The sequence below is a fragment of the Microbacterium sp. A84 genome (genome assembly GCF_051842815.1).
Classification (GTDB): Bacteria; Actinomycetota; Actinomycetes; order Actinomycetales; family Microbacteriaceae; genus Microbacterium.
On sequence record NZ_JBPXMS010000001.1, the window covers coordinates 165670 to 187091 of the forward strand.

21 protein-coding genes and 1 pseudogene are annotated in these 21422 nt (G+C 63.6%); 14 read left to right on the forward strand and 8 right to left on the reverse strand.

Annotated features, from left to right (window positions below; genetic code table 11):
* The first annotated feature begins 125 nt into the window (after positions 1-125).
* Both ACSU04_RS00835 and ACSU04_RS00840 read left to right on the forward strand, forming a co-directional pair.
* Positions 126-1031, forward strand: coding sequence for a heme o synthase (locus tag ACSU04_RS00835; protein WP_439289396.1), 906 nt, complete (start codon positions 126-128; stop codon positions 1029-1031).
* Positions 1032-1096: 65 nt separating this feature from the next.
* Positions 1097-3022: a KAP family P-loop NTPase fold protein gene (locus ACSU04_RS00840; protein WP_439288136.1), complete on the forward strand. Its 1926-nt coding sequence runs from the start codon at positions 1097-1099 to the stop codon at positions 3020-3022.
* Positions 3023-3072: 50 nt separating this feature from the next.
* Here ACSU04_RS00840 and ACSU04_RS00845 read toward each other — a convergent pair whose 3' ends face one another.
* Both ACSU04_RS00845 and ACSU04_RS00850 read right to left on the reverse strand, forming a co-directional pair.
* On the reverse strand, positions 3073-3444 hold the full coding sequence (locus ACSU04_RS00845; RefSeq protein ID WP_439277996.1) for a hypothetical protein: 372 nt from the start codon (positions 3442-3444) through the stop codon (positions 3073-3075).
* Positions 3445-3600: 156 nt separating this feature from the next.
* Positions 3601-4689 carry a COX15/CtaA family protein gene (locus ACSU04_RS00850; protein WP_439288137.1) on the reverse strand — a complete coding sequence of 363 codons (1089 nt, stop codon included), beginning with the start codon at positions 4687-4689 and terminating at the stop codon, positions 3601-3603.
* A 228-nt stretch (positions 4690-4917) separates the two neighbouring features.
* Between ACSU04_RS00850 and sufB the strand changes: the two genes are divergently transcribed.
* The 7 genes from sufB to ACSU04_RS00885 are packed head-to-tail and all read left to right on the forward strand — an operon-like array spanning position 4918 to position 11548.
* Positions 4918-6336, forward strand: a complete 1419-nt coding sequence (gene sufB / locus ACSU04_RS00855; protein WP_439277998.1) for a Fe-S cluster assembly protein SufB — start codon at positions 4918-4920, stop codon at positions 6334-6336.
* A complete protein-coding gene (gene sufD / locus ACSU04_RS00860) occupies positions 6337-7542 on the forward strand; it encodes a Fe-S cluster assembly protein SufD (RefSeq protein ID WP_439288138.1) in 1206 nt (401 codons plus the stop codon).
* On the forward strand, positions 7539-7865 hold the full coding sequence (locus ACSU04_RS00865) for a non-heme iron oxygenase ferredoxin subunit (RefSeq protein WP_439278000.1): 327 nt from the start codon (positions 7539-7541) through the stop codon (positions 7863-7865). Before sufD ends, ACSU04_RS00865 begins: the two co-directional genes overlap by 4 nt.
* A complete protein-coding gene (gene sufC, locus ACSU04_RS00870; protein ID WP_439278001.1) occupies positions 7866-8636 on the forward strand; it encodes a Fe-S cluster assembly ATPase SufC in 771 nt (256 codons plus the stop codon).
* Positions 8637-8645: 9 nt separating this feature from the next.
* On the forward strand, positions 8646-8975 hold the full coding sequence (locus ACSU04_RS00875; protein WP_439278002.1) for a metal-sulfur cluster assembly factor: 330 nt from the start codon (positions 8646-8648) through the stop codon (positions 8973-8975).
* Between the two features lie 33 nt (positions 8976-9008).
* Positions 9009-10166, forward strand: coding sequence for a MalY/PatB family protein (locus ACSU04_RS00880; protein ID WP_439288139.1), 1158 nt, complete (start codon positions 9009-9011; stop codon positions 10164-10166).
* Positions 10163-11548, forward strand: a complete 1386-nt coding sequence (locus tag ACSU04_RS00885; protein WP_439288140.1) for an MFS transporter — start codon at positions 10163-10165, stop codon at positions 11546-11548. The genes ACSU04_RS00880 and ACSU04_RS00885 overlap by 4 nt, the downstream gene beginning before the upstream one ends.
* Before the next feature lie 200 nt (positions 11549-11748).
* On the opposite strand, the pseudogene ACSU04_RS00890 reads toward ACSU04_RS00885, so the two are convergent.
* The 4 genes and pseudogenes from ACSU04_RS00890 to ACSU04_RS00905 all read right to left on the reverse strand — a co-directional run.
* Positions 11749-12834, reverse strand: a pseudogene (locus ACSU04_RS00890) (acyltransferase family protein); the annotation flags it as partial.
* A 94-nt stretch (positions 12835-12928) separates the two neighbouring features.
* On the reverse strand, positions 12929-13597 hold the full coding sequence (locus ACSU04_RS00895) for a response regulator (RefSeq protein WP_439288141.1): 669 nt from the start codon (positions 13595-13597) through the stop codon (positions 12929-12931).
* 31 nt (positions 13598-13628) lie between these two features.
* Positions 13629-14813 carry a sensor histidine kinase gene (locus tag ACSU04_RS00900; protein ID WP_439288142.1) on the reverse strand — a complete coding sequence of 395 codons (1185 nt, stop codon included), beginning with the start codon at positions 14811-14813 and terminating at the stop codon, positions 13629-13631.
* A gap of 5 nt (positions 14814-14818) precedes the next feature.
* Positions 14819-15478 carry a DedA family protein gene (locus ACSU04_RS00905; RefSeq protein ID WP_439278007.1) on the reverse strand — a complete coding sequence of 220 codons (660 nt, stop codon included), beginning with the start codon at positions 15476-15478 and terminating at the stop codon, positions 14819-14821.
* Positions 15479-15685: 207 nt separating this feature from the next.
* Between ACSU04_RS00905 and ACSU04_RS00910 the strand changes: the two genes are divergently transcribed.
* From ACSU04_RS00910 to ACSU04_RS00920, 3 genes are read left to right on the forward strand one after another with little or no spacing between them, the layout of a single operon-like run.
* Positions 15686-17284, forward strand: coding sequence for an ABC-F family ATP-binding cassette domain-containing protein (locus ACSU04_RS00910; protein ID WP_439278008.1), 1599 nt, complete (start codon positions 15686-15688; stop codon positions 17282-17284).
* A gap of 23 nt (positions 17285-17307) precedes the next feature.
* On the forward strand, positions 17308-17934 hold the full coding sequence (locus tag ACSU04_RS00915; protein ID WP_439288143.1) for an HAD family hydrolase: 627 nt from the start codon (positions 17308-17310) through the stop codon (positions 17932-17934).
* A gap of 20 nt (positions 17935-17954) precedes the next feature.
* Positions 17955-18698, forward strand: coding sequence for a class I SAM-dependent methyltransferase (locus tag ACSU04_RS00920; protein WP_439288144.1), 744 nt, complete (start codon positions 17955-17957; stop codon positions 18696-18698).
* 83 nt (positions 18699-18781) lie between these two features.
* On the opposite strand, the gene ACSU04_RS00925 is transcribed toward ACSU04_RS00920, so the two are convergent.
* A complete protein-coding gene (locus ACSU04_RS00925) occupies positions 18782-19375 on the reverse strand; it encodes a histidine phosphatase family protein (RefSeq protein ID WP_439288145.1) in 594 nt (197 codons plus the stop codon).
* A gap of 39 nt (positions 19376-19414) precedes the next feature.
* A complete protein-coding gene (gene map, locus ACSU04_RS00930; protein ID WP_439278012.1) occupies positions 19415-20197 on the reverse strand; it encodes a type I methionyl aminopeptidase in 783 nt (260 codons plus the stop codon).
* 99 nt (positions 20198-20296) lie between these two features.
* Here map and ACSU04_RS00935 point away from each other — a divergent pair, with 99 nt between their 5' ends.
* Both ACSU04_RS00935 and rplS read left to right on the forward strand, forming a co-directional pair.
* Entirely contained in the window at positions 20297-20791 is a 495-nt protein-coding gene (locus ACSU04_RS00935; RefSeq protein ID WP_439278013.1) for an MFS transporter permease, read from the forward strand.
* Positions 20792-20955: 164 nt separating this feature from the next.
* Complete coding sequence (rplS, locus tag ACSU04_RS00940; RefSeq protein WP_439278014.1) at positions 20956-21303, forward strand: 50S ribosomal protein L19; 348 nt, start codon at positions 20956-20958, stop codon at positions 21301-21303.
* The last annotated feature ends 119 nt before the right edge of the window (positions 21304-21422 follow it).

The window sequence follows — 21422 nt, forward strand, 5'->3', positions numbered from 1 at the left end:
TTTCAGCATAGCGGGGTGAGGTCAGCCATCAAATGCTTCTTACGTTGCGAGTCGTTCAGTTTGCTTGCTCTAGACTGAGAGGGTTGTCGTTGGTGTGTGCTGAGGAGGCGATCGTTATCTCGACCATGTCGCAGACGACGGCGGTGAAACGTCCGATTGTTAAGACGATCAAGGCGTACGTGTCGCTGACCAAGCCCCGTGTGCTCGAGTTGCTTCTCGTTTCCACCGTGCCGGTCATGTTCCTCGCCGAAGGCGGGATGCCGAATCTCTGGCTCGTCCTCGCCACGGTCATCGGCGGTTCACTCAGTGCCGGCTCCGCCGCCTCGTTCAACATGTACCTGGACCGGGACATGGATGCGCACATGCACCGAACCGAGAACCGGCCGCTCGTCACAGGTGAGATCTCACCGCGCGCCGCACTGATCTTCTCGTGGGTCCTCGCCGTGGCATCCACGGTGTGGCTGCTCGCCACCACCAACTGGCTGACAGCGACGCTTTCGGTCGCGGCGATCTTCTTCTACGTCGTGATCTACACGATGATCCTCAAGCGTCGCACCGAGCAGAACATCATCTGGGGCGGCATCGCAGGATGTTTCCCCGTGGTGATCGGCTGGTCTGCCGTCACCGGAGAGCTCGCATGGCCGGCCATCGTGCTGTTTGTGCTCATCTTCCTGTGGACGCCCGCGCACTACTGGCCGCTATCGATGAAGTACCGCGATGACTATGAGGGTGCGGACGTTCCGATGCTCGGTGTCACGCGTAACGCTTCGCAGGTCGGCCTTCAGGTGATCCTGTACGCCTGGGCCACTCTGGTCTGCTCGCTGCTGCTGATCCCGATCGCAGGCATGGGCCTGGTCTACACCGTCTCCGCAGTCGTTTTCGGCGGATGGTTCGTCTACGAGTCGCACCGCCTGTACAGCGAAGCGGTACGTGGAACACAGCCGCGGCCCATGCGAGTGTTCCACGCCTCGATCAGCTACTTGACGCTGCTGTTCGTCGCTGTAGCGATCGACCCGCTGCTTCCGTTCTAGGCGCACGAGGCAGCTCCTTCTGACGCTACGATGACGGGAATCGTCGTCGAGCAGAAGGAGCCACAGTGTCGTCGGGGGACAAGAAAGCCAAGAACGGTTCGGATGACACGCGGGGAGTCATCGATACTCCGCTCGGCGAGGATTGGCTGAGCATTCAGCCGTACGTCGAAGGGCTGAGCGGCTTCATCGGTGGATGCCAGACTCCGATGACGATCGCCGTTCAGGGCGACTGGGGTACCGGCAAGACGAACATGATGCTGCTTGCCGAGCGCCAGCTTGCGCCGCACGGACACTTCCGCCTCTCCGACCCGCCAAAGAACGCACCGGAGGCCACCGAAGAAGCGCCGGTGTACACGATCCGATTCAACACTTGGCAGTACTCGCAGTTCGAAATGCAGGGTCGGCTGGTGGGAAGCCTGCTCGAAAACATTGGCGCGCATCTTCTGCTCGCGGAACCAGGCAAGAAGGGTGCGGAAAAGCGCAAAGAGTTTCTGAACGCACTGCTGCCGATCGCCTCTACGGCCGGGTTGAGCGTGCTACAAACCGGACTAGGGTTCGTCGGGCTGGGCGCACTCAGCGGCGTCGTGCAAGAAGTGTCAGCCGAGGCGCGCGTGGCTCTCGCTAAACGCAACGGTGGAGCGCCCGTTGAAGACGTGGCGGCGGTTCTCGTGGACGTGAAGGCCAAGTTCGCGGCGGCTGTCAAAGAGCTCGTCACGGCGGACGGTGACGCAGATACGGGACGATTGGTCGTATTCATCGACGATCTCGACCGGCTCGAGCCGCGTAAAGCAGTTGAACTGATGGAGTCGCTGAAGCTGTTTCTCGATGTGCCGCACTGTGTGTTTGTGCTTGCCATCGACTTCTCGGTCGTGCAGCAGGGCGTCATCGATAAGTACGGTTCGCGCATGGGCCGGGCGAAGGCCCGATCGTTCTTCGACAAGATCATCCAGGTGCCGTTCCAGATGCCCGTCGGGGCGTATCGACTGGAGGTCTTCCTCGACGAGTTGATCAAGGAAACGAGGTTGGTGCTCTCGGACGACGAACGATCGAGCTTCTTGGGCCTGATCCAGTATTCGGTCGGGAGCAACCCGCGATCGATCAAGCGCCTGATCAATACATTCATGCTCCTGCGCGGCATTTCCACGATCGGCCGCCAGCAGAGCGATGAACGGGGTGCAACCGGACAATCCACCGACCTGCAACTCTTCGCGATTCTGTGCCTGCAGACGGCCTATCCTGATGCATATCTGGAACTCGTGTCGGGCGACGTCGAAGAGTCATCTATTTTCCAAAGATTCTTCGTGGCAAGTGAAGGCAACTCGACTGAAGCGGACGAAGTGCAAAATTCCGCAGACGCTGAAAAGCTTCTTGTCGAGGCCGGTATCGAAGCAGGCGGCAAGCGTTTTGGTCAGCTGGCCAGCGAAATCATGAGCCAGTTCAAGAACCGCGACGGGTTCGACGTTGGAGCGTTCGAATCAGTGTTGAGGCAGGCCATCACCACGAGCTCTGGTGCTGATTCCACGCCATCCACATCGCGGCGCGGACCGAAGGTATACGGTGCGGATGCGCGTCAGCAGCGCATTGCGCAGAAGGCGCCATGGGCGGCTCGTCCCGGGGCGCTGGCGCTACCGGAACAGTTCTGCACTCGATTGGAGGACTCCTCAGAGCAGGTGCGTATCGGCGTCCCGGAAAGCGACACCCAAGGCTGGGTCATCGAGGTTGCGCGTAAGCGTGTTGGGATGCTGCATGTGCGCCAAAAGTTCGTGCACGTTTCCCTCGAGCCTCGCTGGTTCAAAGAGAAGAATCCGAAGTTCTTCTACGAGAAGTTCCGGAAGCAGTTTGCCGGTGACGCTGACTTGCTCGAACGGGTTGACGTCAACGACTACGGCGGATTTATCATCAATCGGATCAAGCCCACAGAAGCGGAACTTCTCGGTAGGCTCGCCGATTTTTGGGTGGACGTGATTCAAGAAGACCTGGACAAGCCCTAGCTCGGCAGATCCCGGGAGATGCTGCGTTCTCCCGGGATCTGAAGGCTGAGTCAGCGGGTAGCGAGCTCGTCCTCGGTAGCGGCGGCCGTCGCTTCTGCTGGCGCAGCGTCCGAGGCATCCGCATCCTCGGCTGTCCAATCGATCGGCGCGACGACGGCCGGTGCGGTGGCGGGAAGCAGAGCCTTCGCCGCGGCCAGCGCAAGAGCCAGGAGCAGGCCGATGATGCCTGCGCCGAGAATCACGGCACCGGTGACGATCAAAGACTGCCCGACGTAGACCTCGACGCCAGTCGCCGTTCCATCCAGCAGTGCGGTGCTCATCGTTGTGCTCTGGTTGGTGATGATCCATCCACCGACCGCGGCAGATGCGAGAGACAAGACGAGAAGCAGCCAGTACGAGATGTTGCGGGTGAGTTTGTTCATGCTCCCAGCGTCCCTGTCTCGCCAATGCGTACCCCCTGCGATTCCTATGCGCAGCATGTGCGCGCAGCACGCGCAAGCCCTCTGCGAGTGGGTAGTTGTGGCTCTGTTGCGCGTGATTTTCGAGCCACACCTGCCCACTCGCAAGGGGGTTAGGGGCTAGGGGAGGGGGCGCTTTTGGCGGAGGACACACACTGTGTAGGCGGCGGCCGACAGAGCCGCGAGGACCATGTGGATGCCGACCAGGATCTCGGGCAGCCCATCGCGTGCCTGCCACACGCCGACGCCGACCTGCACCAGGATCGCCAGAACAAGCACCAGCAGCCAGCGTCGAGGCTCAAGCCGAAGAACCCATGCCGCAATCGTCAGAACAGCGACGAGGCCGGCGAGGATGTAGCCGGGCCAGGAGTGCACGTGAGCCAGGAAAGTGGCGTCGAAGCCGTCCCGAATCACGTTCACATCGCCCGAGTGCGGACCCGAGCCGGTGGTGAGCACACCGAAGAAGATCGTCACGGCCAGGGCGAGGCCGGTGAGGTGCGACAGCATCGCGAACCACAGCGGGACGACGCGTTCGCGCACCGCATCCGACTCGCGCATCCGCACCAGGAATGCCGCGGCGACGCACACCAGAAGCAGCGACGACGCGTAGTGGAAGCCCACGATGGAGGGGTTGAGGCCGGTAAGTACCGTGATGCCGCCGACGAAGGCCTGGGCGACCACACCGATCAGGATGATCCAGGCGAGTGAGGTCAGGTCACGCCTGGCAGGGGTGATCCACAGTGAATGGATGCCACCGGCGACAGTCACCAGCAGCAGCCCCAGTGAAAAGAATGGGAACCCGGGCAGCCCGAGCAGATAGGCGATCACGAAGCACACGACGCCTGCGGCGATGCCGCCCAGCGCGAACCACAGTGCGGCCACGACAGAGCGCCGTCCGCCGATCGCGTGCAGCGCGAGCAGGAGTACGGCGATGGCGATGATTCCCACCAGCCCGGTCATCGTGCGGTTTCCGAACTCGATGATGCCGTGGATGCCCTGTTCGGGCGTCGGTACCAGGGATTCCGGCGTGCACAACGGCCATTCGGAGCATCCGAGGCCCGATCCTGTCAGCCGCACCGCACCGCCGGTACCGATGATGATGACCTCGGCGAGGAAGGAAAGCCACGCCAACACCCGCAGCGGCCGACCAATCTTGATGGGCCCGCCGATCCGTGCGGGAGAGTCGACCAGTGCAGTGGTGTCGTGCATATGTCCTCCGGTCCACGCGCAGGCAGACGGGCGCGGCCCGTTTGTCAGGGGGAACCTGTAGAATCGGATTGTTGCGATGCGTGCGCTCAGCGCGAGACGCATCAGCAACAGTTTAGGCGCGAAGAATGCGTCCGTGATGAGGCCCACCAGCGGCACCCACCTCGCGTACTCGACGAGGCCGAGGTGTCGGGGCGGATGACACCGTTGAGGCCCAACAAGGAGAGTGTGATGTCGGATGTGCTGATCGACCGCCCAGAACTCGATGGTCTGGGGGTGTATGAATTCGGCTGGCACGATGAAGACGCCGCAGGTGCCATCGCGAAGCGCGGAATCTCCGAGGACGTCGTGCGCGGCATCTCGGCTCTCAAGAATGAGCCGGAATGGATGCTGAAGAACCGCATGAAGGGCTATCAGCTCTTCGGCCGCAAACCGATGCCGACCTGGGGTGCAGACCTCAGCGGTATCGACTTCGACAACATCAAGTATTTCGTCCGCTCGACGGAGAAGCAGGCACAGTCCTGGGAAGATCTCCCGAAGGAGATCCGCGACACCTACGAGAAGCTCGGCATCCCCGAGGCTGAGCGCCAGCGCCTTGTCGCCGGTGTCGCCGCTCAGTACGAATCCGAGGTCGTCTACCACCAGATCCGCGAGGATCTGGAAGCACAGGGCGTCATCTTCATGGACACTGACACGGCGCTGCGCGAGCACCCCGAGTTCTTCGAAGAGTACTTCGGCACCGTCATTCCCGCCGGCGACAACAAGTTCGCCGCCCTTAACACGGCCGTGTGGTCTGGTGGCTCGTTCGTTTACGTCCCCAAGGGCGTGCACGTCGAGATCCCGCTACAGGCGTACTTCCGCATCAACACCGAGAACATGGGTCAGTTCGAGCGGACGCTGATCATTGCCGATGAAGACAGCTACATCCACTACATCGAGGGCTGCACGGCCCCGATCTACAAGTCGGACTCGCTGCACTCGGCTGTCGTTGAGATCATCGTGAAGAAGAACGCACGCGTTCGCTACACGACGATCCAGAACTGGTCGAACAACGTCTACAACCTCGTTACCAAGCGTGCAGTTGCGCACGAAGGCGCGACGATGGAATGGGTCGATGGCAACATCGGCTCCAAGGTGACGATGAAGTACCCGTCGATCTACCTGATGGGGGAGCACGCCAAGGGCGAGACTCTTTCTGTTGCGTTCGCCGGACCGGGCCAGCACCAGGATGCCGGCGCAAAGATGGTGCACATGGCGCCGTACACGCAGTCATCGATCGTCTCGAAGTCGATCGCTCGCGGGGGCGGCCGTTCCGCTTACCGCGGCGAGGTGCGGGTCGATCCTGCCGCTCATCACTCGGCGAACTCGGTTGTCTGCGACGCGTTGCTGATTGATACTCAGTCGCGCTCGGACACATACCCGTCGATCGATATTCGTGTCGACGATGTGCAGCTCGGCCACGAGGCCACGGTTTCGAAGGTCAGCGCAGAGCAGCTCTTCTACCTGCAGTCGCGCGGCCTGGCAGAAACTGAAGCCATGGCGATGATCGTCCGCGGCTTCATCGAGCCGATCGCACGCGAGCTGCCGATGGAGTACGCGATGGAATTGAACAAGCTCATCGAAATGGGCATGGAAGGATCGGTCGGCTGAATGACCGCCTCTACGACAGCGCCCAGCGAGGCGCAGCAGACGAACGCGCACATTGACCCGGCCGCCAAGGTGGCCGACGCAGGATTCGTCCCCGTGCAGACTCGCTCGGAGCGCCCGCGCTCCTTTGAGCCTGCAGACTTCGGCACGCCGACCGGCCGCGAGGTCAACTGGAAGCACACGCCGGTAGCAAAGCTCACCAGCCTGTTCGCACCGGCTGAGCAGAACGACGGCGTCACCTACGAGATCACGACGGGTGCGCAGTACATCGGCGAGCCGCTGGCTGCTGGTGTCGCTCCGCGCGGCGAGTTCTTCGTTCCTGAAGACATCGTCGCGGCCGTGGCATGGCAGGGTGCCGCCGAGGGTATGCACGTGCGCATCCCACGTAATGAAGAGGTCGCTGAGCCGATCTTCATCACGATCACCGGCCAGGGCGCTGACAAGCGTGCTGACGCGCACATCGTGATCGAGGCTCTCGAGCACAGTGCCGCAACCGTTGTTCTGCGTCACCTGGGCTCGGCCCAGTACGCGCAGAACGTCGAGATCATCGCCCGCGCCGGTTCCCATCTGACGGTTATCTCCGTCCAGCGCTGGGAAGATGACGCCGTGCACGCGGCATCACACCAGGCGCGCGTCGACAACGACGCCACGCTCAAGCACTTCGTCATCAGCTTCGGCGGTGGCATCGTGCGAGTGAACCCGAACGTCGAGCTCGCCGGCACCGGATCCGAAGGAAAGATGTACGGTCTGACCTACGCGGATGCCGGCCAGCATCTCGAGAGCCAGGTGTATCTGCACCACAAGGGTGCGCACACCATCGGCGACGTGCTCTACAAGGGCGCACTCCAGGGCAAGGGCGCACACAGCGTCTGGATCGGCGATGTCCTGATCGGAGCGGATGCCACCGGCACCGATTCCTATGAGGCCAACCGAAACCTGGTACTCACTGAGGGTGGACGCGCCGACTCGATCCCAAATCTCGAGATCCAGACCGGAGACATCCTCGGTGCGGGCCACGCCAGCGCCACCGGACGCTTTGACGATGAGCAGCTGTTCTACCTGCAGTCTCGCGGTATCTCCGAGGAAGAAGCCCGTCGACTGGTCGTGCTCGGTTTCCTCGTGGATGTCGTGCTGCGACTCGGCCTCCCGACGCTGGAGAGCGAATTGCTCGCGGCGATCGACACCGAGCTTGCAAAGGCCGACGTATGAGCGCTCAGCGCGCATGCGCACTCAGCGAGCTCGAACAGGACGCCCCGATGCGGGTAGAGCTCGACGGCGTGCCCATGGCGGTCGTTCTCGACTCCGCCGGTGAGGTCCACGCCATCGGCGATGTCTGCACCCACGGAGAGATCTCGCTGTCCGAGGGCTTCGTCGAAGGCGACACGTTGGAATGCTGGGCACACGGCTCGGCGTTCTCGCTGCGCACCGGCATCCCCCAGAATCTCCCCGCTTATGAGCCCGTTCCGGTCTACGTCGTCGTGATCGACGGCGACGATGTGCTCATTGATCCCACTGTGACGAAGGAAGTTTGAATGTCTGTTCTTGAGATCCGCGACCTGTATGTGACGGTCGACACCGAGGCGGGTACGACCCCGATCCTCAACGGAATCAACCTCACCATGAAGACCGGTGAGACCCACGCGATTATGGGCCCGAACGGCTCAGGAAAATCGACCCTCGCGTACACGATCGCCGGGCACCCGAAGTACACCGTTGCCAGTGGCACCATCACCTTCGACGGCACCGATGTGCTGGCGATGACGGTCGACGAGCGCGCCCGCGCCGGACTCTTCCTTGCGATGCAGTACCCGGTCGAGATTCCTGGCGTGACGGTCACGAACTTCCTGCGTACGGCCAAGACGGCACTCGACGGCCAAGCGCCCGCGATCCGCACCTGGACCAAGGACGTCAAGTCCGCGATGACGAACCTGCGCATGGACCCCAAGTTCGCGCAGCGCAACGTGAACGAAGGCTTCTCCGGTGGCGAGAAGAAGCGTCACGAGATTCTTCAGCTCGAGGTTCTCAAGCCGAAGTTCGCTGTGCTGGACGAGACGGACTCCGGCCTTGACGTTGATGCGCTGAAGATCGTGTCGGAAGGCGTGAACCGGGCGAAGGAGAACACCGGGCTCGGTGTGTTGCTGATCACGCACTACACCCGCATTCTCCGCTACATCCGCCCCGATTTCGTACACGTCATCGTGGGGGGAAAGATCGTGGAAGAAGGCGGACCTGAGTTGGCTGACCGCCTCGAGGACGAAGGTTACGACCGCTTCCTTGACCCCTCGGCCCCAATCGAAGCGTAGGCTGAGGACATGACCGCGACGCTTGCACCAGAGAAGTTCGACGAGGTCACCGAAGCGCTCAAGGACGTTATGGATCCTGAGCTCGGGATCAATGTCGTCGACCTCGGGCTCATCTATGACCTCGGCTGGGATGACGAGAATGACGCTCTTGTCATCCACATGACGCTGACCAGCGCAGGGTGCCCGCTCACCGACGTGCTCGAAGAGCAGACGGCGCAGGCGCTGGACGCCGTCGTCGATCGGTTCCGCATCAACTGGGTGTGGATGCCGCCGTGGGGTCCTGAGAAGATCACGGACGACGGACGCGACATGATGCGCGCCCTCGGCTTCGCTATTTGACGTGACCGAGTAGCGACGTAACGGAGAAGTGACGTGACCGGGTTGGTCAGGGCGCTCCCGCTCGAGCAGCTGCGTGAGCGCACCAGCGCGAAGTGGCGGGAGTACCCCGCCGACGTGCTGCCGCTGTTCGTCGCGGAGACCGACTTCGCGCTCGCGCCCGCGATCACGGCGGCGCTCGAGCGTGCAGTCGCCAGTGGTGACACCGGCTACACGGCCTCGCGCACGCCGCTCGCCGAGTCCTATGCGGGCTTTGCGCAACGGAGGTTCGGCTGGACGGTGGATCCGGAGCGGATTCGTTCGACCGCAGACGTCAGCATGGGCATCGTCGAGATTCTGCGGCGTGTGATCATTCCCGGCGATCGCGTGATCGTCACCACTCCGGTGTACCCGCCGTTCTTCGATGTCGTCGAGGAGGCTGGTGGCATCGTCGAGCGTGTGCCGCTACGCGACACGGGCGCAGAATGGGAATTGGATCTCGACGCGATCCGTGACCAGGTTCACTCTGGTGCGCGTGCAGTTTTACTGTGCAACCCACACAATCCGACCGGCACCGTTCATTCTGCCGCATCTCTTGCTGCCCTCGCTGAGATCGCCGCAGCGCATGGTGCGGTTGTCGTCTCCGATGAGATCCACGCACCGCTCGCGCAGCCGGATGCAGGATTTACGCCATTCCTGAATGTGTCTGATGCCGCACGTGCCGTCGGCTACGCCGTCGTGAGCGCCAGCAAGGCGTTCAACCTCGCGGGTCTCAAATGCGCGCTGATGGTCACGGCATCCGATGAGACCACTCGGGTGGTGCGCGGGATGCCTGTTGAAGTGTTCTGGCGCACCGGACAGTTCGGTCTGCTTGCTGCGATCGCGGCGTTCTCCGAGTCCAGCGACGAGTGGCTGGACGACCTTCTGCTCACGCTCGACGAGAACCGGCGACTGGTTGCAAGGCTGCTCGCCGAACATTTGCCCGCGGCGCGTTTTCGGATTCCAGATGCCGGATACCTCGCCTGGATCGACCTCACAGCCCTCAGCTGGGGCGACAACCCCTCCAAGCGCATCCTGCGTGAAGCGAAGGTGGCACTGCACTATGGACCAGCGTTCGGAGTAGAGGGCGCCGGACACGTGCGTTTGAACTTCGGCACCAGCCCAGAGATCATCACTGAGGCCATCACCCGCATGGCTGCGCTCGGCGCCGCATGAATGAGACACAGCCGGCCTCGATCTGGGACCGGGAACGTCTCTGGGTCACAGTGGGTGCCATCGCGCTGATCTTCCTCGGCGCGATCGAGGCTCTCGCGATGACGACAGTCATGCCTGTGGTCAGCGAGGCGCTGGACGGCGAGGCGCTCTTCGCTGTGGCATTCGCGGGCACGCTCGCCACCAGCGTCATCGGCATGGTCGCCTGTGGTGCGTGGTCAGATGCCCGCGGGCCACGTGGTGCTCTGTACGCGGCGGTGTCCCTGTTCATCATCGGGCTCCTCATCTCCGGTTTCGCAATCACGATGGAGCAGTTCCTCCTCGGCCGGCTGGTGCAGGGGCTGGGCGCGGGCGGTCAGACCGTCGCGCTTTACGTCGTCGTCGCGAGGCTGTACCCGCCTCACCTGCATGGACGGGTCTTCGCAGCCTTCGCGGCCGCCTGGGTGGTGCCATCGATGATCGGGCCGTTCCTCGCCGGTGCGGTGGCTGAGTTCCTGGACTGGCGCTGGGCCTTCCTTGGGGTGGCTGTGCTCACCGCCGGTGCGTTTATGGTGATCGCCGTGCGGCTGCGCGGGCTCGATCTCGGAGCCGGCGCAGCGAGCCAGGCCGGAGGCGTCTGGGTGCGGCTCATGCTCGCCGTCGTGCTCGCGGTCTCTGCCGTGAGCGTCGGACTTGCCGCCGATGCTCCTCCGCTCATCGGCTGGCCGACCGCCGCCGTCGCCGTTCTCATCATCGGCATCGCGATTCTTCCACTCGTGCCCAGGGGAACACTGCGTTCGGCGCGTGGGTTACCGAGCGTCGTGCTCGTGCGTGGACTCGTCGCCGGTGCGTTCTTCGCCACCGAGGCATACATCCCGTACCTGCTCATGGCCCAGTTCGAGTTCTCGCCGACGTGGGCAGGCATCGCCCTGATGTTGGCGGCGTTCACCTGGGCCGGAGGATCCGCGCTGCAGGGCCGATACGGAGAATCGCTCGGGAATCGCCGCATCGCGATGATCAGCCTTGCGCTCGTTCTCGCCGCACTGCTTGCGGTCCTGGTCACGGCAGTCACCGAGGCGTCGCCGATCATCATCGTGGTGGGGTGGGCACTCGCAGGGGGAGGCATGGGTCTGTTCTACCCGCGGCTCACCGTGTTGACGCTGGCGTACTCGGCTCCGGGGAGCGAGGGATTCAACTCTTCCGCGCTCTCGATTTCGGATGCCACTGGCTCGGCCGTCGCGGTTGCACTCGCGGGGCTCGGCGTGGCGACACTCGGCGGAGGCCCCGACGCATTCGTCGTCGTGTTCGTGTTTTGCATCGTGCTGGCGATCGTCGCGGTGGTTCCTGGGCTCCGGCTCGGACACGCAGCGGAATCATCACGACCGATTGTCGCCGGTCGGAACTGATCCGTCCTCCGTGAGCCCAGCCGCGCGAGGCGGAGGGCGACGACGAGGAGACCGGCCGCGATGGCGGTGGTGAGCGGTGTCGCACCGAACACCAGCAGTTCGACGATGGCGATGAGTCCCATCGTCGTGGCGACGAATAGACGCCGCGACGAGCGCGTCGATGCGGGGACGCGCCGCGATTCAATCCCGGCGAGAAGATAGGCGACGCCTGCCGTCAGCACGAGAACGACCGCGAGCCACAGTGGCCGGGTCATCCACCATTCCACGCTGCTCGGCACCGGTAGGGCGACACCCGTCACAATTGCGAACACCGCGCTCGCTCCCGCCATCGCGAGCAATATCGGCATGTGCCAGAGATAGATGGTCATGGCACGTGGTGTCACGAATTTCCGAAACGCGGTGGGGAGTGGGCGCAGGCTCCACTCGGCCAGGCGGAGACGCATCAGCGACAGCACCATCGTGTGCGCGACGCCAACGAGCAGCAACGCCGTTGTGGGTGGGTTGATGTTCGCGATGAGGTCGGGGGAATGCACGCCGAGTGCGAAGCTGAGCAGCAACGCGGCGACCGCAGCACCGGCGATCAGCATCCGAGTGCGACGGGTGAGGGCGTCGATGCGTCCATCGGCGAAGAAGAAACCGAGCTGCTGCAGTGCAAGCCAGACGAACGCGAGGTTCACGAAGCCGATGCCGTCGATTCCGGTTGTGTTGCGTACCGCGTCTACCGCAGCGGCGGTGGCAGCGAGCAGCCCGATCGTCAGCCACGGCGCGCGGCGATGTGCGGTGGCCAGGGCAGGGAGTAACGCCTGGCACAGTAGGAAGACGCCGAGGAACCACAGTGGCTGCCCGAAGCGGTAGCCGGCGATCGAGACCAGGTCTGCGGGAACGGCGTTGAGCAGCAACGCCGTCAGGACGATGCCGACCGTCGCGATCGTGCACACGGCGGGCAGGAGCAGTCGGTGGATGCGTGCGGCGACGAACTCCGTCGCCGCGCCGCCACGCTGCCCCGCACGCAGATAGGACGTGTACCCGGCGAAGCCGCCGATCACGAAGAACAAAGGCATCACCTGCAGCACCCAGCTGAGCGGCGTGGTCCACCAGGCTCCGTCGCTCGCATTCGCGAACAGGGGACCGGCGTCGGTGACGGTGACTCCGACCATCAGTGCGTGCAGCATGACCACGCCGAGTACGCACAGGGCACGCACGAGGTCGATGCCGGTGTCACGTGGGGTGTGTGAGTGCTGTTGAACGGGGGCGACCTTGACTCGTCGCAGATCCATGATGGACATGGGCTCCTCCTCGGTGGCTATTCGAGGAGGTTATGGATCAGGCGCAGGCCGTCACATCACCCCATGGTGTTGTCACGCCCCTACTGAAGTATCGTCAGGCGGGTTCGGCGAGCCCAGTGTTATAGGCAAAGATCACGGCCTGCACGCGGTCGCGTGCGCCGACCTTCGCGAGCACTTTGCCGACGTGTGTCTTCACAGTCTGCTCCGCAATGAACAGGGCGGCGGCGATCTCGCTGTTCGAATGGCCCTGTCCGATGAGTACGAGCACCTCTCGCTCACGATCGGTCAGGTCAGCCAGCAGATTCGTGGATGCTGTGGCTCTCGGCTTCTGAGACGCGAACTGTGCAATCATCCGGCGGGTGACGCTCGGAGAGAGCAGCGCATCGCCCGCGGCGATCACGCGGACAGCGTGCACGAGTTCCTCCGGCAGGGCGTCCTTCAGAAGAAACCCGCTGGCTCCGGCCTGGAGCGCGTCGTAGACATAGTCGTCGATGTCAAACGTCGTCAGCATGAGGATGCGAGGGATCTTGGCCGCCGGGTAAGACGGGCCCAGGATGCGCCTGGTGGCCTCGATACCGTCGAGCTCCGGCATCCGCACATCCATCAGGATCACGTCGGGATCGAGCCGAGCCGAGAGCGACACGGCCTCTGTGCCGTTGGCCGCCTGGCCCGTCACGGTGATGCCGTCGTGTGCGTCGAGGAGTGCCGCGAATCCGGCACGCACCATCGCCTGATCATCGGCGATGAGTACTTCGATGCTCACGCAGTCTCCTTCGGCGGGTGTGCCGTACCGGTTACGCAGCCCAGGGGAGGACAGCGTTGACGGTCCATCCACCATCCGCGTCAGGACCGGCCTCAAGGCTACCGTTGACGAGGGCGACGCGTTCCTGCATCCCGCGAAGTCCATGTCCACTCGACTGGGTGGGCGCGTCGCCCGTGGACGTGGTGTTGTGCACGCGGAGGCGAACGGTGACGTCGTCCATGTGCACGCGTACCGAGATGCTCGAGCCTGGCGAGTGGCGGACGGCATTACTCAACGATTCTTGAACGATGCGGAACGCGGCGATCTGCACACCGGCCGGCGCCGCGGCGACGTGGGCAGCGACGAGCTCCAAACCGACGTCGACTCCAGCGCGGCGGATGCTATCGACAAGCGCCGGAATGTCTTCGATTCCCTGCTGTGGCGCGAGCTCAGCGGATTGATCCTCCGTGCGCAGCACGCCAAGCAGACGGCGCATCTCGGTGAGGGAGCCACGTGCGGTGGCGGCGAGGTCATCGAACTCTGCGATGGCATCTGCAGGGAGATTCGGCATCCGGTAGCGCGCCGTGGATGCCTGTACTTGGATGACCGACATGCTGTGAGCGACCACGTCGTGCAGCTCTCTGGCGATGCGGGTGCGTTCCTCGACCATCAGCCGGCGCGACTGCTCGCCGGCGGAGACCTCACGCTCTCGGTCGAGCTCCTCGCCGAGGCGGACGCGGCCGGCGAGCAGCACAGCGAGGAGGTAGGCGACGCCGGTGACGGATGCGGTGACGATGAGGTCAGCGGTGACGCTGTTGGCTGTCGCAGCCTGGGGGAATTGCAGGGGTGCGATGAGGGATCCTGCGAGGCTGATCAGCAGCGGAACGAGTCCAAGCCGCCAGCCATGTTGGTAGGTGACAACCGCGACGAAGACCACGAAGGCGAGCAGCGCCGGTACCGACCATGGCCATGGCCAGAACGGATCCCGATCGGCCGCGACGAACAGCGGAAGCAGGAATGTGGGGACGCAGAACAGGGCGATGCCAGTTCGGGGGTGGGTGAGCGCAACCAGCGGGGCAGCGCAGATCGCCGCTCCGAGTAGGAATGCCAGCGGAACGTACGTCCCATACAGACCCGTGTGGATCGGAACGATGATCGAGAACAGCACGACCATGACGGCCGCCAGAATGATCACGGCGATGGTGCGGCGCTCAAGACGCCCGCGTGGTCGATCCATGAGTGTCATCTTGCCACCGTCGTTGCAACTGGCGCTGTCGTTACCGCCGCGGTGTCCGCAACCACGGCCGCGACGCGGCGGCGGCGAGCAGCAGCGACGCGGTCGATGATCAGTCCGATCACGAGAGCGAAGGCGACGCCGAAGACCACGCTGAGAAACGGCTGATCTTCCAGCCAGTGGCCTGCGAGCATCCCGATCAGAGCGCTGTAGATCGCCCAGGTGAGTCCGGCGACGGCGCTGATTGGCAGAAAACGTCGCCAGGAGTATCCGAGTGCGCCTGCAGACATGTTCACTACGACGCGGCCGACCGGGATGTATCTGGCGCCGAGAATCAGCAGAGCACCATTGCCGTTGAGCGTGCGCTGTGCGCGTTCGAACGCCGCGGCGACTCGAGGACGGCGCATCCAGGCGAAACGTCTGGTGCCCACAGAACGGCCGATCGCGTAGGCGATGTTGTCGCCGATCACGGCTCCGAGCGCGGCAACGGCGATGAGGAGCGGCAGATTGACCTCGCCGGTGGATGCAGCGACGGCGGCCGCGGCGACCAGCACCGTCTCGCTCGGAATCGGCGGGAAGAAGCCGTCAATGACGGCCGTCGCGAACATCACTAAGTACAGCCAAGGGGAGGCAGCGGCCTGCAGGATGAGTTCATTGAGGATGTCCACCTGTAGAACCTACGTATTGGGCCTCGGCCAGCACATCACTCTGAGGTATCGACCTCGTCATACTTCAGGGTGATCAGTTCGCTGGCTGTCGGCGTCCTGACAGGCGGGGCGATCTATACTGAGAGGCTGGCCCAGCGTTTGTATCAAACCAGTGTCTCCACGACACGCGGGCCAATCCATCCCCTCCCTGACGATCGGACCATTGCTGTGCTTGCCGTGCACGAACTCGAGATACGCGTTGGCGCCCGCCTCCTTATGGATGGCGTGTCGTTCCGCGTCTCCGACGGCGACAAGATCGGACTGGTCGGACGCAATGGCGCCGGCAAGACCACCCTCACCAAGGTGCTCGCAGGTGAACTGCTGCCCTCCGGTGGGAAGGTCACGAAATCGGGTGAGCTCGGATATCTGCCGCAGGATCCGCGCACCGGTGACCCGGAGATGCTCGCGCGTACGCGCATCCTGGATGCACGAGGGTTGGGCACGATTCAGCTGGGCTTGACCAAAGCCGCTGAAGATATGGCATCCACTGACCAGGCTGTTGCCGACAAGGCGATGCGTCGCTTTAGCAACCTGACCGAGCAGTTCGAAGGCCTCGGAGGCTATGCGGCAGAGGCAGAGGCGGCGTCCATCGCCAACAACCTCTCGCTGCCCGACCGCATCCTCGATCAGCCGCTGTCCACTCTCTCCGGCGGTCAGCGTCGGCGCATTGAGCTCGCTCGCATCCTGTTCTCTGATGCCGAGACGATGATCCTCGACGAGCCGACCAACCACCTCGATGCCGACAGTGTCGTGTGGCTGCGTGAGTTCCTGAAGAACTACAAGGGCGGACTGATCGTGATCAGTCACGATGTAGATATCGTCGGCGAGACCGTGAACCGGGTGTTCTACCTTGACGGCAACCGTCAGTGCATCGACATCTACAACATGAACTGGAAGAACTACCTGCATCAGCGGGTAGCCGACGCCGAGCGTCGTAAGAAAGAACGTGCGAACGCCGAGAAGAAGGCCACCTCGCTACAGCTGCAGGCAGCCCGCTTCGGCGCGAAGGCGTCCAAGGCCGCCGCTGCACACCAGATGGTCGCCCGCGCGGAGAAGTTGCTCGCGGGTCTTGACGGCGTGCGTCAGGAGGACCGCGTCGCGAAGCTGCGCTTCCCGAAGCCGGCACCGTGCGGAAAGACGCCGATGATGGCCACCGGCCTGTCGAAGTCGTACGGCTCGCTGGAAATCTTTACCGACGTCGACCTCGCGATCGATCGCGGTTCCAAAGTCGTCGTGCTCGGGTTCAACGGTGCGGGCAAGACGACGCTGCTGCGCATGCTCGCCGGTGTCGACGAGCCGGATACCGGTGTGCTCGAGCCCGGGTTCGGCGTGAAGATCGGGTACTACGCCCAGGAGCACGAGAACCTAGACGTGAAGCGCTCTGTGCTGCAGAACATGGTCTCTGCGGCCCCGCACATCACCGAGATGGAAGCGCGCCGAGTTCTCGGATCGTTCCTGTTCACCGGCGACGATGTGCTGAAGCCGGCCGGAGTTCTCTCCGGTGGCGAGAAGACTCGTCTGTCGCTGGCGACGCTGGTCGTGTCATCCGCGAACCTGCTGCTGCTCGATGAGCCCACGAACAACCTCGACCCGGCATCGCGCGAGGAGATCCTCGACGCGCTGGCGCACTACGAGGGTGCCGTCGTTCTCGTTTCGCACGACCCGGGGGCCGTGCAGTCGCTGAACCCCGAGCGCGTGCTGATCCTTCCGGACGGTGTCGAGGACATCTGGAGCCAGGAGTACCAGGACCTCATCGAGCTCGCGTAGCTCAACACTGTTAGCGTCGAGGGATGCGAACGAGCGTTGTGTGCTGGGACTGGAATGGGACCCTGCTGGATGACGTCGACATCTGTCGCACGGTCATGAACCAGGTGCTCTTCGAGCGGGCGCAGCTGGCGTTCTCCGACCGGGAGAGCTATCGTCGCAGCTTCCGATTCCCGATCCGTGAGTTTTATGCGGATGCGGGGATCTCCGACGACGAGTTCGTGCCAGCAGCTGATCGCTATCTGTCCCTCCTCGAGTTCGCGGTGGCGGATGCTCAGTTGAGGCCGGATGCTCGCTCCACTCTCGCGGAGCTTGCCCGCCGCGGCGTCCCGCAGATCCTCGCGTCCGCCACGGTCACCGACGCCCTACACCGACAGTTGCATCCGCACGCGATCACCGATGTCTTCGATGAAGTGCTGAGCATCGCAGACGCGCACGCGGCATCAAAGGCCGACGTCATCGCAGAGTGGATCGGCCGGATCGGCGCCGCACCTCAAGAGGTGCTCCTGGTCGGGGACACCAACCACGACCGGGAAATCGCGGAAGCACTCGGGACACGCTTCGTGCACTGCTCGTTCGGACACCAGGACCTGTCCGGCGAGACGGGGCTGGAGACGATCGAGTCGTTGAGCGAGGTGCTGGCGCTGGTCTGAACGACTGTTAGCGTCGAGGCATGGTGGATCAGCAGCTCGCGCAGTCATTCGAGAACATCGGCGAGGAGTACGACCGGTACCGGCCCGGGTTTCCGGATGCTGCGGCCGCGGAGATCATCCCGACACGAGTCTCCAGCGTGCTCGACCTGGGCGCAGGGACAGGAAAGTTCACTGAACTGCTGCTGAGCCGCGCCGATCGAGTGTTCGCGGTCGAACCGTCCGTCGCGATGCTCGATGTGCTGCGGGCGAAGCTGCCCGAGGTCGAAGCGATCGTTGGGGGAGCGGAAGATATTCCTCGGCCGGATGCCTCGGTCGACGCGGTGACCGTGGCGCAGGCATTCCACTGGTTCGAACGCGATGCCGCGTGTGCTGAGATCGCGCGCGTGCTGGTGCCCGGTGGCATCCTCGGTCTGCTCTGGAATCGCGCGGATCGATCCTGCTCCTGGGATTTTGCCTGCTCGCGGATCGTGCATCCCGCCTACCGCAGCGACGATGACGAGATTCCGCCCGAACCAGAACCTGACGTGCTGCCGGGCTTCGCATTCTCACATCGTGCCGAGATCGCGTGGTCGGAGCGCATCACCCGCGGTGACTATATCGCGCGCTGGTTGACGGTCAGCAGCTTCCTGGTCGCGGACGGGCCGACACACGCCGCGATGCTGCGCGCGGTCGAGCAGGTGCTCGACCGCGACCCCGAGACTGCGGGCAAAGAGGACTTCGAGCTGCCGCAGATAACTGAAGTGTTCGTCTACCGCGCCGCTTGACCTCGAGAATCGGTTTGCTGCACGAGACCGGGGCTGGTGCATCCATTCTCATGCTGCAAACCCATTCTCGGCGGCGGGGCGAGCTAGACCAGGCGCTCCGCGCGGCCCTCAATTTCAAAGACGGCGCCGAGCGGATGCCGCAGCGCGAGCGCCTCGGCAGGATTCAAGCCGCGCAACTCGGCACGCAGCATCCGTCCGATCATCTCGTGGGTCACGATCAAAGCCAGCCCGTGTGCTTCCCAACCGCATGACGACAGTGCCGCTCGTGCTCTGCCGCGCGCCTGTGCGTAGCTCTCGCCGCCGGGGAATGCCCAGCCGTACCGGTTCTCAGCCCGAGCCTCACGCGCACCGGGGAAGCGCTCCTCGATCTCGGCGCGTGTGAGACCCGCCATCTCGCCGAGATCCAATTCGGTGAGCTCCGGCACCTCGATGAGTTCGGCCCCGAGGCGATCGGCGATCATGACCGCAGTCCGTAGAGCGCGGCCCAAGGGGCTGGAGAAGACCGTCTGAACACCGAACGGGACGAGTCGATCGCCGATCGCCGACGCCTGTGCGATGCCCTCCGCGGTCAGCGAGGAATCCCGTTGTCCGTGCAGCCGCCCCTCGACGTTCCAGACCGCCTGAGCGTGACGCGCGAGCATCAGTCGCTCTGGCACGTGACGATCCTGCGGCATCATGCACTCAGAATGTCACATCGGAGCGCAGACGCGGAGAACTCAGCGAACCCCGAGGAAAGAACGGTCGGTGAGCACGATGGGGCCGTCTGCGGTGATCGCGACGGTGTGCTCGGAGTGTGCGCCACGCGAGCCGTCTGCGCTGCGCAGTGTCCAACCGTCTGCGTCGGTACGTAGCTCGTCGGTCGTCGCGAGGAACCACGGCTCCAACGCCAGGACGAGGCCGTCGCGCAGCGGGAAACCGCGGCCGGGGCGTCCGTCGTTTGCCACGTGCGGGTCACCGTGCATCGTACGGCCGACACCGTGTCCACCGAAGTCGGTATTGATCGAGTAGCCCTCACCATGCGCGATCGCGGCGACGGCAGCAGAGATATCACCGATGCGATTGCCGATGGTGGCGGCAGCGATTGCCGCATCGAGGGCGCGCTCGGTCGTGTCGATCAGACGCAGGTCCTCCTCGCGAGGCGAACCGACCACAAAGGACACCGCCGAGTCGGAAACCCAACCATCGACCGACACCGCGAAGTCGAGCGACACGAGGTCACCGTCGCGCAGCGTGTAGTCGTGGGGGAGACCGTGCAGCACGGCATCGTTGATCGAGGTGCAGATGACCTTCCCGAAGGGGCCGTTGCCGAACGACGGGGCGTAATCGATGTAGCAGGACTCCGCGCCGACCTTACGGATCAGATCATGAGCCTTGCGGTCGATCGTGAGCAGATTCGTTCCCACCTTGGTCTCATCGCGCAATGTCGCCAGAGTCTCGGCAACGAATCGTCCCGCAGCTCGCATCTCCTCGATCTCAGCAGGGGTGCGCAATTCGATCATGGGTGTTCCTTTCGTCTTGTCTATTCTCTCCGATCTCGGCTGAGGTCGCTCACAGCGAACATCCGACATGGGCATAGGTGAGCGTCATACGATCGGAGCATGTGGTTGCGAAGAGCGTTCTATCGCTGGCTGTTCCCGGCGTCCGTTGTGCTGCCGCTGTGGCTGTTGGTCGGTTGGGGCATCTTCAACGCGGGTGGCTGGGCGTTCCTCTGGGTGCTCTTCATCGCGATCCCGTCGGTCTTTCTGGGGCAGTTGGTGCTCACGTTGCTCGTCCGTGCGCGGCCCTCGGCGCGTGAAACCGGCATGGTCTCGTGGTGGGACGTGCTGGGCTTCGGCGTGTGGCATGCTCTCACCATCGCAGTCGGCTGTTACCCGCAGACGTGGTTCCCGTTGCTGCTGACCGGCGCGATCGCTGCTGCCCTCGCGATGTTCTGGCTCATGCTGTGGCAGCTCTGGAGTGAAGCAAAGGGTGCGAGTTCCGGCATCCGGATCACCACATCGCTGCCGACGGATGCCGAGCAAGAAGCGCCGCGGCACACCCAGGCAGACCAAGAAGTGTTCGTCATCCGGGAGAAGCCTGCTTCCCGCAGCTGACCTGGTTTTGTACACTGCCCGTTCCATGGCAGAATAGATCTTTGTGCCGTGACCGACTCTGCCTCAGGGGAGTCCGCGGTCGCCTCAAGCGCCGTTCAGCACACACCTACGTATTCCTTCCATCCCATGCATCCGACCTGTGGCGAGTGCAGAGAGAGACGATCATGCAGATCCTGGACGCCGTCGACGCGGCTTCGCTTCGTTCCGACATTCCCGATTTTCGCCCCGGCGACACCGTCAAGGTGCACGTCAACATCACCGAGGGCACGCGCTCTCGTGTCCAGATCTTCCAGGGCATCGTCATCGGCCGCCAGGGCGATAGCGTTCGCGAGACCTTCACGGTCCGCAAGATCAGCTTCCAGGTGGGCGTCGAGCGTACCTTCCCGGTGCACAGCCCGGTGATCGATCACATCGAGATCGTCACCCGCGGTGACGTGCGCCGCGCGAAGCTCTACTACCTGCGCGAACTGCGTGGCAAGAAGGCCAAGATCAAGGAAAAGCGCGACCACTGATCGCTGCTATTTCTGAAGCACGCTATTTCTGAAGCATGCTTTTCTGAAGCACCCCGGGACACAGCGTCCCGGGGTGCTTTGTTTCATCCGGAGTATGCGAACCTAGAATGAGCCGTCAG

What these genes read in the sequence shown, in the direction of transcription:
- ACSU04_RS00925 (WP_439288145.1), bottom strand. Translation starts at nt 19,375, where the DNA reads ATGATGCCGCAGGATCGTCACGTGCCAGAGCGACTGATGCTCGCGCGT.
- ACSU04_RS00935 (WP_439278013.1), top strand. Translation starts at nt 20,297, where the DNA reads ATGTGGTTGCGAAGAGCGTTCTATCGCTGGCTGTTCCCGGCGTCCGTT.
- ACSU04_RS00885 (WP_439288140.1), top strand. Translation starts at nt 10,163, where the DNA reads ATGAATGAGACACAGCCGGCCTCGATCTGGGACCGGGAACGTCTCTGG.
- sufB (WP_439277998.1), top strand. Translation starts at nt 4,918, where the DNA reads ATGTCGGATGTGCTGATCGACCGCCCAGAACTCGATGGTCTGGGGGTG.
- ACSU04_RS00900 (WP_439288142.1), bottom strand. Translation starts at nt 14,813, where the DNA reads ATGGATCGACCACGCGGGCGTCTTGAGCGCCGCACCATCGCCGTGATC.
- map (WP_439278012.1), bottom strand. Translation starts at nt 20,197, where the DNA reads ATGATCGAATTGCGCACCCCTGCTGAGATCGAGGAGATGCGAGCTGCG.
- sufD (WP_439288138.1), top strand. Translation starts at nt 6,337, where the DNA reads ATGACCGCCTCTACGACAGCGCCCAGCGAGGCGCAGCAGACGAACGCG.
- ACSU04_RS00835 (WP_439289396.1), top strand. Translation starts at nt 126, where the DNA reads ATGTCGCAGACGACGGCGGTGAAACGTCCGATTGTTAAGACGATCAAG.
- ACSU04_RS00850 (WP_439288137.1), bottom strand. Translation starts at nt 4,689, where the DNA reads ATGCACGACACCACTGCACTGGTCGACTCTCCCGCACGGATCGGCGGG.
- ACSU04_RS00865 (WP_439278000.1), top strand. Translation starts at nt 7,539, where the DNA reads ATGAGCGCTCAGCGCGCATGCGCACTCAGCGAGCTCGAACAGGACGCC.
- rplS (WP_439278014.1), top strand. Translation starts at nt 20,956, where the DNA reads ATGCAGATCCTGGACGCCGTCGACGCGGCTTCGCTTCGTTCCGACATT.
- ACSU04_RS00920 (WP_439288144.1), top strand. Translation starts at nt 17,955, where the DNA reads ATGGTGGATCAGCAGCTCGCGCAGTCATTCGAGAACATCGGCGAGGAG.
- ACSU04_RS00915 (WP_439288143.1), top strand. Translation starts at nt 17,308, where the DNA reads ATGCGAACGAGCGTTGTGTGCTGGGACTGGAATGGGACCCTGCTGGAT.
- sufC (WP_439278001.1), top strand. Translation starts at nt 7,866, where the DNA reads ATGTCTGTTCTTGAGATCCGCGACCTGTATGTGACGGTCGACACCGAG.
- ACSU04_RS00845 (WP_439277996.1), bottom strand. Translation starts at nt 3,444, where the DNA reads ATGAACAAACTCACCCGCAACATCTCGTACTGGCTGCTTCTCGTCTTG.
- ACSU04_RS00875 (WP_439278002.1), top strand. Translation starts at nt 8,646, where the DNA reads ATGACCGCGACGCTTGCACCAGAGAAGTTCGACGAGGTCACCGAAGCG.